General features: G+C 34.0%; 8 protein-coding genes, 1 tRNA gene and 1 pseudogene. 3 read left to right on the forward strand and 7 right to left on the reverse strand.

Annotated features, from left to right (window positions below; genetic code table 11):
• Positions 1 to 354: 354 nt before the first annotated feature.
• The 4 genes from IC220_RS05260 to IC220_RS05275 form a co-directional block, all read right to left on the reverse strand.
• Positions 355 to 448, reverse strand: a tRNA-Ser gene (locus tag IC220_RS05260).
• A 45-nt stretch (positions 449 to 493) separates the two neighbouring features.
• Positions 494 to 1,012, reverse strand: coding sequence for an inorganic diphosphatase (gene ppa / locus IC220_RS05265; protein ID WP_188153477.1), 519 nt, complete (start codon positions 1,010 to 1,012; stop codon positions 494 to 496).
• 174 nt (positions 1,013 to 1,186) lie between these two features.
• A complete protein-coding gene (locus IC220_RS05270; protein WP_369408765.1) occupies positions 1,187 to 1,861 on the reverse strand; it encodes an ABC transporter ATP-binding protein in 675 nt (224 codons plus the stop codon).
• Between the two features lie 6 nt (positions 1,862 to 1,867).
• Positions 1,868 to 2,323 carry a HesB/IscA family protein gene (locus IC220_RS05275; RefSeq protein WP_188153478.1) on the reverse strand — a complete coding sequence of 152 codons (456 nt, stop codon included), beginning with the start codon at positions 2,321 to 2,323 and terminating at the stop codon, positions 1,868 to 1,870.
• Between the two features lie 52 nt (positions 2,324 to 2,375).
• On the opposite strand from IC220_RS05275, the gene IC220_RS05280 reads away from it, so the two are divergent.
• The 3 genes and pseudogenes from IC220_RS05280 to IC220_RS08200 form a co-directional block, all read left to right on the forward strand.
• On the forward strand, positions 2,376 to 3,566 hold the full coding sequence (locus IC220_RS05280; protein ID WP_188153479.1) for a deoxyguanosinetriphosphate triphosphohydrolase: 1,191 nt from the start codon (positions 2,376 to 2,378) through the stop codon (positions 3,564 to 3,566).
• A gap of 6 nt (positions 3,567 to 3,572) precedes the next feature.
• Positions 3,573 to 4,643 (forward strand): bifunctional diaminohydroxyphosphoribosylaminopyrimidine deaminase/5-amino-6-(5-phosphoribosylamino)uracil reductase RibD, encoded by a 1,071-nt coding sequence (ribD, locus tag IC220_RS05285; RefSeq protein WP_188153480.1) that lies wholly within the window; start codon positions 3,573 to 3,575, stop codon positions 4,641 to 4,643.
• Positions 4,644 to 4,747: 104 nt separating this feature from the next.
• Positions 4,748 to 4,857 (forward strand): annotated as a pseudogene (locus tag IC220_RS08200) (lipoyl synthase); the annotation flags it as partial.
• 11 nt (positions 4,858 to 4,868) lie between these two features.
• On the opposite strand, the gene IC220_RS05290 reads toward IC220_RS08200, so the two are convergent.
• The 3 genes from IC220_RS05290 to IC220_RS05300 form a co-directional block, all read right to left on the reverse strand.
• Positions 4,869 to 5,612, reverse strand: a complete 744-nt coding sequence (locus tag IC220_RS05290) for a hypothetical protein (protein ID WP_188153481.1) — start codon at positions 5,610 to 5,612, stop codon at positions 4,869 to 4,871.
• Between the two features lie 109 nt (positions 5,613 to 5,721).
• Positions 5,722 to 7,482, reverse strand: coding sequence for a M24 family metallopeptidase (locus IC220_RS05295; RefSeq protein ID WP_188153482.1), 1,761 nt, complete (start codon positions 7,480 to 7,482; stop codon positions 5,722 to 5,724).
• Positions 7,483 to 7,543: 61 nt separating this feature from the next.
• Positions 7,544 to 8,446 carry a hypothetical protein gene (locus tag IC220_RS05300; protein ID WP_188153483.1) on the reverse strand — a complete coding sequence of 301 codons (903 nt, stop codon included), beginning with the start codon at positions 8,444 to 8,446 and terminating at the stop codon, positions 7,544 to 7,546.
• Positions 8,447 to 8,626: the final 180 nt, after the last annotated feature.

The following is an 8,626-nucleotide window of genomic DNA, read 5'->3' on the forward strand; positions in this document are numbered from 1 at the left end:
CATTATATATCTTATTGCATTAATAATCGCTCTAATATCGTGTTTTCTTGGCCTTCCTATTGCCCCTTGTGCAACGTATGGCTCTAGTATTTCCCATTCTTTGTCACTTATGTCACTTGGATACATTTTTTTACCTCTTAATTCTACATTTGCTTTAGTATATTTATCTTTTCATTTCTTTTCAAGACATCTTCTAAGATATACTTATGCTTTTTTGATCAAGTTTTTCTTAACTCTCTCTGTGTAATGTGTTTCATAACAATTCATCCTCTTTTAACATATTTTTGCCTACACACTGCTGGCCTCTCTAATACACCAAGTCTAGTAGTTAAGTAGATAGGTTAACACACTATCTGGCGGAAGGAGAGGGATTCGAACCCCCGATACAACTTTTCAATTGTATAACGGTTTAGCAAACCGCCGCCTTCAGCCTCTCGGCCATCCTTCCAAACTAAAGCTACTAAAACAATTTAACTAATATAAAAAACTCTGTCTAATATTTTTTAACCAAATGAGACTTTTCAATAATTTCTTGTGCTTCTTCAGCACTAACCCACTTTCCAACTGTGACTGTTTTTCCTTTCTCTAAGTCTTTATAGTGTGAAAAGAAATGAACAATTTTATCTAGTAGAATTTGAGGCAAATCAGAATAATTTTTGATATTATCATAATAGCTGTCAACGCTAGAGACAGGAACAGCTAATATTTTTTCATCTTGCCCTTTTTCATCTGCAGTAAGCAAGGCACCTACTGGACGTACTGATATTAAAACACCAGACGCTAAAGGAAATTGAGTTAACACCAAGACATCAACAGGATCATCATCGTCAGCTTTAGTATTCGGTATAAAGCCATAATTGCAGGGATAAGTCATTGAAGTAAACAAAAACCTATCAACTTGTAATAATCCCAATTCCTTATTAAATTCATATTTTATAGGTTCAGAACCTGCACTTATTTCGATAATCACGTTTACCTTGCTTGGCACTGATGTTATTTTACTTAAATCCATAAATTACCTATTTAACTGAGATATATTATTATATGCTATATATCTGAAAATTGCTACTCTTTGTGTAAGATCTATGGTTTCAGAGTGTAATGGTATATGAGAAAAAATACCATCAAAGGAGGCATTAGACCTCTTTCACAACTCAAATTGATAGCAGTTGTCGTTGAAGCTGAGCTATGCCCTCAACCCATGGAAAGATTTTAATGATTGATCCCTTAACTCTAAAATACAATCTGCTTTTTTTGCAAGACAGTGGTTATGTGTTACTATAAGCATAGAGCAATTGTTTTCCTTGACGTATGAATACAACAATAGGAATACATCCAAAGCATTTGATGGATCTAAATTCCCTGTTGGCTCATCTGCAAGTAGAAGCGTTGGAGAATTTACAATACTTCTTGCTATAGCAATTCTTTGCCTTTCTCCTCCAGAAATTTCAGACACCATATTATTTGCTTTATCTGCCAGGTTAAGCTTTTCTAGTATTTTCTGTGATGCTTTCTTGGCTTCACTTTTACTTTTTCCCACAATGAGCTGAGGAAGCATAATGTTTTCCAGTACTGATAATTCTTGCAGTAGGTGGTGAAACTGATAGACAAAACTGAGAAAATTCCTTCTTATGTAAGTTTTTTGCTTGTTATTTGCCTGTGTACAGTTTATTTCGTTTATTAAAACTGTACCTGAAGTTGGCTTATCCAATAACCCTGCAATCTGCAATATAGTTGTCTTACCAGATCCTGAATTACCAATTAATGCAATTACTTGTCCTTTTGTAAGACTTAAATTTATATCTTTTACAATAGCAGACTTGCCTTTAAAACTTTTCGTTATAGAAATTAATTCTAGCACTACCTATTAAACTGAAAAGCTATTACCACAACCGCATTGAGATTTAACCATTTCATTTCTTATTTGAAATCTAGAACCGCTCAAATCTTCGATATAATCTATTACTGAATCTTGCAAAAATTTCACTGAGCAATTGTCGATCATCAGTACGGGATTGCCACTATTGTCACTGATTATTACATCTTTGCTTCTTTTACTAAAATGAGACTCATACTCTTCATCTTCCTCCTCATCTCCATAATCATCATCTTCCTCTTCCTCTTCCTCATCATACTCCTCATCTTCATCATCATAGTCACTCAAAAATGGCAGATGGTCGATGAGAAAATCATACTTAAAACCAGAGCATCCACCACCTGAAACTGCGATACGTAAAACAGACCCCTGATTTTCCTGCTCTACAAGAGAGAGAATTTTCTTTAATGCATTGTCAGTTAAGTTAATATTATAATTTGTTGACATAGTAAATACCATTGATTATTGATACAATTGATTATTATAGTGTAGATTATACATGTCGAACAATAATTTTTTATTAAATTATGCGTGCTATTCAGAGAAAACTAAAGGGAGATATGTGACAGAGCAAGAAAACAACTACCGTAGTTGTTTTCAGCGTGATAGAGACCGCATTATTCATTCTAATGCCTTCAGAAGATTAGAGTACAAAACACAAGTTTTTATTAACTATGCACATGATTATTACCGCACTCGCCTCACTCATAGCCTTGAAGTTGCACAAATTGCCAGATCAATTGCACATAGGCTTGGTTTAAATGAAGACATTACTGAATGTATAGCGCTTGCACATGATCTCGGGCATCCTCCGTTTGGCCATGCAGGTGAAAGTGCATTAAATAAATCAACCCAAAACTTAGATGGTACACATAAATTCGACCATAATGTTCAAACTATACGAATCCTAGTTTACTTAGAACAAAAACATGCTGACTTTGATGGAATGAATTTAAGTTGGGAAGTTATTGAAGGAATTGCAAAGCATAATGGACCTTTACTTGGTAGGCATGCAAAATCTCCTACTGATAATGAATTAATGTTGGAATATAATGAAAAGTACAACCTGAAACTTGAGGAATTTTCTAGTGCTGAAGCACAAGTCGCTTCAATTGCTGACGATATTGCCTATAGTGTTCACGATCTTGATGATGCATTAAGAGCAGATGTAATCACTATTGAAGATTTATTAGATGTTCCTTTAATAGGAAAGGTATTTCATGATGTGAAGAATAAGTACCCTACCATACCTCAAAATAAAGTTATACATGAAGCTTTAAGTAAAACGATAGGTATTATGATTAGTGATGTTGTTTCCCAGATCAAAAAGAATATTCAAGATTATAAAATCAAAAACGTAGAAGATATAAGAAAACTAGACAAACCTTTGGTAACATTTTCATCAGCAGTAACAGAAGCGGTAGCAGAAATGAAGAAATTCAATATGCAAAGGATATACACACACTACAAGCTCAGTAGAACAATGAAAAAAGCACAGCGTATAGTGCAAGAACTTTTTCAGTGTTTTTATGAAAACCCAGTGTTACTGCCAACTGAGTGGACTAAAGTTGCTGTTGAATCTCAGCGTTCAGTTGCAATATGTGACTATATTTCAGGAATGACAGACCGGTTTGCTATACATGAACACAGGCGAATATTTGATACTTCATATGAGATGACTTCTTTTTAAATAAAAATGTCTGATCATCATTTCATGTCAATAGCACTAAAGCTTGCAGAAAGAGGCTTAGGAAATGTTGCACCTAATCCTTCTGTTGGCTGTGTTATAGTTAAAGATAACGTGATAATTAGTGAAGGTTGGACTGGTACTGCACATGCAGAGGTAATTGCTTTAAAAAATGCAAAAGGTTCAGTTCGGGGTGCAACTATGTATGTCACTCTCGAACCATGTTGCCATTATGGAGTTACAGGGCCTTGCACTTTGGAAATTATTAAATCAGGAATAAAAAGGGTAGTAGTTGCAATTATTGACCCTGATGAAAGAGTTTCAGGCAAAGGTATACAAGAACTAAAAGATGCTGGAATTAAAATTACCTGTGGAATTATGGCGAAAGAAGCAGAAAAATTAAATGTTGGTTTTTTCTTTACTAAAAAATTACATAGACCCTTTATCACTTGCAAAATTGCGTCTACTCTTGATGGAAAAATTGCTACATTCACAAATGAAAGTAAGTGGATAACAAGCGAAGATACAAGAAATTGGGTGCATGAGTTAAGAGCAAAATATGATGCAATCATGATTGGAAGCAATACTCTTATCCATGATAATCCATTATTAACTTGCCGCCTGCCAGGGCTTGAAGACAGATCACCAATGAGATTAATTATAGATAGTCAAACAAAGTTGACAAAAGAACATAATATTGCAAAAACTGCCGACAAAATCAAGACTTGGGTTATTACAAAGAATGAAGTAAGAGAAAAGATAAAAAATATTAATTATTTGATAACTAATACAAATAAAAACGGTAAAATTTGCTTAAAAGACATGGTATCAAAGCTTGTTTCAGATGTCGGAATCACTAGAGTGTTGGTTGAAGGAGGCGGGGTGCTGATCACAGAATTATTGAAACATCAGCTTATTGATAGATTGATAATATGTCGCAGTGGCAAGATCTTAGGCAACGATGCCATTCCCTTCATAGGTAACTTAGGCATTCAGTCTATTAGTCAGTGTTACAAGTTTAAAAAAGTGAAAATCATAGACTTTGTGGATGATATAGTGGAGATATGGGATGCAGAATAATTCTCTTGCAAACTGAATTTTCTATAAAGATCAACAGCTTTGCTATGTTTTCATACAACCATTTCTTATCTTTCACATCCCAATTCTAGATTAAAAAGTTGGGTTATAAGTATATCGCCTCCTCCAAAGAAATTTTAATGGTTGATCAAGTCCACTCATTCGATTCTCATATCACGCCGAAGAAGATTTTAAAAAACTCAAAGCTTGTCATTAACAATAATTGGGTTATACAGAGAGTTGAGTATCTGGAAATAAAACACTATGTAGAGCAGATAGCATGCTAATTTGCTGATCTAAATTACCATGTTCTGCTTCTACATTAGAATATTGAATATTGTTTTCTCCAGCATATACAGATAAAGAGCCATCATCTTCAACTGTTTCATTGTTTTGTAATACTAAATTGAAAATTTCTTTTTGTTTTAGAGCATCAAACCAATTTTCGATAGTTATATAAAAGAACTCACCTATTTCTTTCTCTGGGCATTGCTCTGGGTAAATCTTTAATACATCATTAGAAAAGGGAAGAGAAAAATAGCTCTTAAATGAGTAACTGGGAGAATTATAGTTATTATGCAAAGCAATAATATGATTGTGACCTGGAAGTAAAAAATCTAAAATTTTTCCTGCAAAATTTCTTACCACTTTCAAAGCTTCTTCAGAAAAGTCACCAAATTCTTTTAAACTATTCTCTGCACCAACATCATCAAACATGCGATTAGGGTCAAATTCGTATTTTCCACCATTTAAGCAAAATGTTACATTACGTGAAGTACCATCACCATGAGTAATATATAACATTCTGCCCCCAAGCTCCTGGGTAATATGTCTACCAGCTTCCTTTGAAGTAACTTCATTTTGATGTACGTTAATAAAATTCATTCCATTTGTGTCACTACTTTCAATAAAAAGCTTGACTATAATGTTGCCCAACGTTAGGTCATACTCTTTAGTGTCAATATTTAGCATGCATGCTCCCTATGCAAAATTTATAAAATAATATAACTGAAACAAATTAAAAAAGCAGAAAAAATACAAAATTTCAAAAGCTTACGTCAAGCTAATGCAGAATTCGTGTTTAATATAAGTTTTTATAAACAAATTTATGATAATTATTTACCCACTCGATTTCATCATTAGTTAACATCTGAATATCTATAAGTCTTTGATCATAAGGAACGCAGGTTAATTGTGAAAAACTTAAAAAGCCATTTTCTTGCTTATTAACATACATCAAATTTTCTATTCTTATTCCGTATTTGTTTGGAATATAGTAACCAGGCTCATTAGAAACGATCATGCCAGGCACAAGCTCTACTTTATTTCCTTTTGATATTGCCTGAGGTCCTTCATGTACTGATAAGTAACTTCCCACACCATGTCCTGTTCCATGCATGTAGTCCACACCGAATTTCCACAAATGCGCACGCACTAGTATATCTAATTCTCCGCCAGTAGTACCTTGGGGAAAGACTGCACTTGCTATAGCAATGTGAGCTTTTAGCACTATTGTATAGTAAGTTATCTGCTCTTTAGTGGGAGTACCAATGGCGACAGTTCTTGTAACATCAGTTGTACCATTAAGGTATTGACCGCCAGAATCAATTAAATATAGTCCATTCCCTTGAATTACTTTATTCGTGCTGCTGCTTGCATGGTAATGAATTATCGCTGCATTTTCATTAAATGCTGAAATTGTTGGAAAACTTGGTTGCTTAAACAAATCACGTTCTTTTCTATACTCTAAAATCTTTTTTTCAGCATCAAGTTCTGTTATTCCATTGCCGACATTATTTTCAAGCCAATAGAGAAAATCTGTCACTGCAATTGCGTCTTGAATATGTGCATTTACCGCTCCAGCTATTTCTGTTTGGTTTTTTATTGCTTTACTCAGTAAACAGGGATCTTCCCTCTCAATTATCTGCTTATTCTTTAGTAGATCCACAATATTCATAGGAGTTGTACTTGGATCTATTACTATAGAATTTAGTTTATGTAATACATTTTCAAGCTCGCTAATATTGAAAATATTTATGTGATTATCCAGCTCTACTTCTAATTTGTCACCTTGAATAAATAAATCAACTTTGCCATTTTCGTACAATATGGCACGACATAGCACATGTGGAGTGTATTTTGCATTTTCGTTTCTGATATTCAATAACCATGAGATTGAATTTATGTCAGTTAAAAGTACTGCTTCATTAGACCTCTTTCGAAACTCAATTTCCGATGGCAATTTTGTTGTCGAAGCTGAGCTACACTCCTCAAATACATCCAAGTATTCTGCGGTGCTCTCTTGCACTTCTCCTAAAAATTTCTTACCATAAATCGGTTTCGAAAGAGGTCTATTATTTATGGTTTTAGCTATTCTTTCACATTTACTTTTACTACTCTCACCAGAGTATTCAATAGGGTGTAAGACTATTTTTTGTTCCGGATAGGAGCTTTTTCTTTTATCTGTATATGGTACTAACTTACAGATATGCTCATACTTTTTTAGCTCTTTTATGGTAAAATATTGAGAGTAATAGCTTAAGGTAATAGTCGATGTTAATTTTTCTTCTACCCACTCACATGGATCCTTTTCTTGTATGTTGTATATCTCAAAATCTTTGTGGTCCAGTTGACTGTGGGCTTGTGTAATATAGCGTCCATCTGTAAAAAATGGGCACTTGTTATACTGAGTAATAATAAGAAGCCCATTTGTACCTGTGAAACCACATAACTGCTTTAAACATTCTGAATATTCACATAAATATTCATCCCTAGTGTGAAGCATAAATGCATCAACACCTATTTCACGCATAAATGAGCGGAACTCTTCAATTTTTGACATAAAAACATGCTTAATAGATTTCAGAGATTGTACCTGAAATGCGTATGATATAAAACAGCTTTTAAATCTTGCAATTATTGGTATTAGCTGACATCTCAGAACAAAATATGCCACTAAACACACTTTTCACAGCAGCAGATGTACTAATATCTGGATCTTTCTGCTTCTTTTCACTGACTTTTTCACAAAGCTTTGCAACACCAACAATCAATAGACAAACTATAGCAGATGCCATAAGTATTCCTCCTATGTCTGGTCTATCTGCAAAAGATAATACCGTCCCTCCTGCCATTGCTAAACAACCTGCAGCAAAAAGGCCTAAAGGACACCATATACTTGTACTACAACCAGTATTAGCTGGCGGATCATGAGGAGGGTTTTTCCCTTTATTGTTACTACCTGGGCTATCATTTGTGCTTGTAAGGCTACTACTTGTATTTGTAGAGAATACATTTATGTCTACTTCATCTGCAAATTGCACTCTTTTCCCAGCTTTATCACCTTGTGCAGCAGGTTGTTGTTCAGTTTTTTGTTGTTGATAAAAAGTATAATAGCAATCTACATATTGATGAGAGAAAGAGCATAATTGTTCCTCTATAACAATCCAATCATTATCGTCTTCAACAGAGGAGCATTTTAATTGTGTATCAACTAAGTCACCATCTCTATAAACTTTTCCATCAAATGTAATTTTTAATACACCTTTAAATATCTCTATTTCACAACTGTGTGATTTTTCTATAACGTACTTATACCTTTTATCATCTTGTTGTGTTTCAATTACAAGTGGACTATTCTTTTCTATTTTCTCTTTAAGTTCTTCTGCTCCGTGTTTGCCGATGTGCATTTCTAATACGCAAGGCGAATCATTTTTATACTGGAATACTATTTTGCTGCATGTTAACATAAATTTATAACTCTCCACTATTAATATAAACTCTAGTATACTAGGTAGTGTAGACATTCAAAAAGAAAGGAGTTATAATAACAATTTTTGAGAGAAGCTAAGGATGTTATACGACTTAAAAGATAAGCAATGGGAAAGGATAAAGGAGAGTTTACCCGGAAAGAAAGGGGATAGTGGAAGGAGTGCAAAGGACAACAGAAAGTTCATAGCAGCAGTGATGTGGATAGGGCGAACAGG

Origin of the sequence: Wolbachia endosymbiont of Pentalonia nigronervosa (assembly GCF_014534705.1) — a bacterium.
GTDB lineage: Bacteria > Pseudomonadota > Alphaproteobacteria > Rickettsiales > Anaplasmataceae > Wolbachia.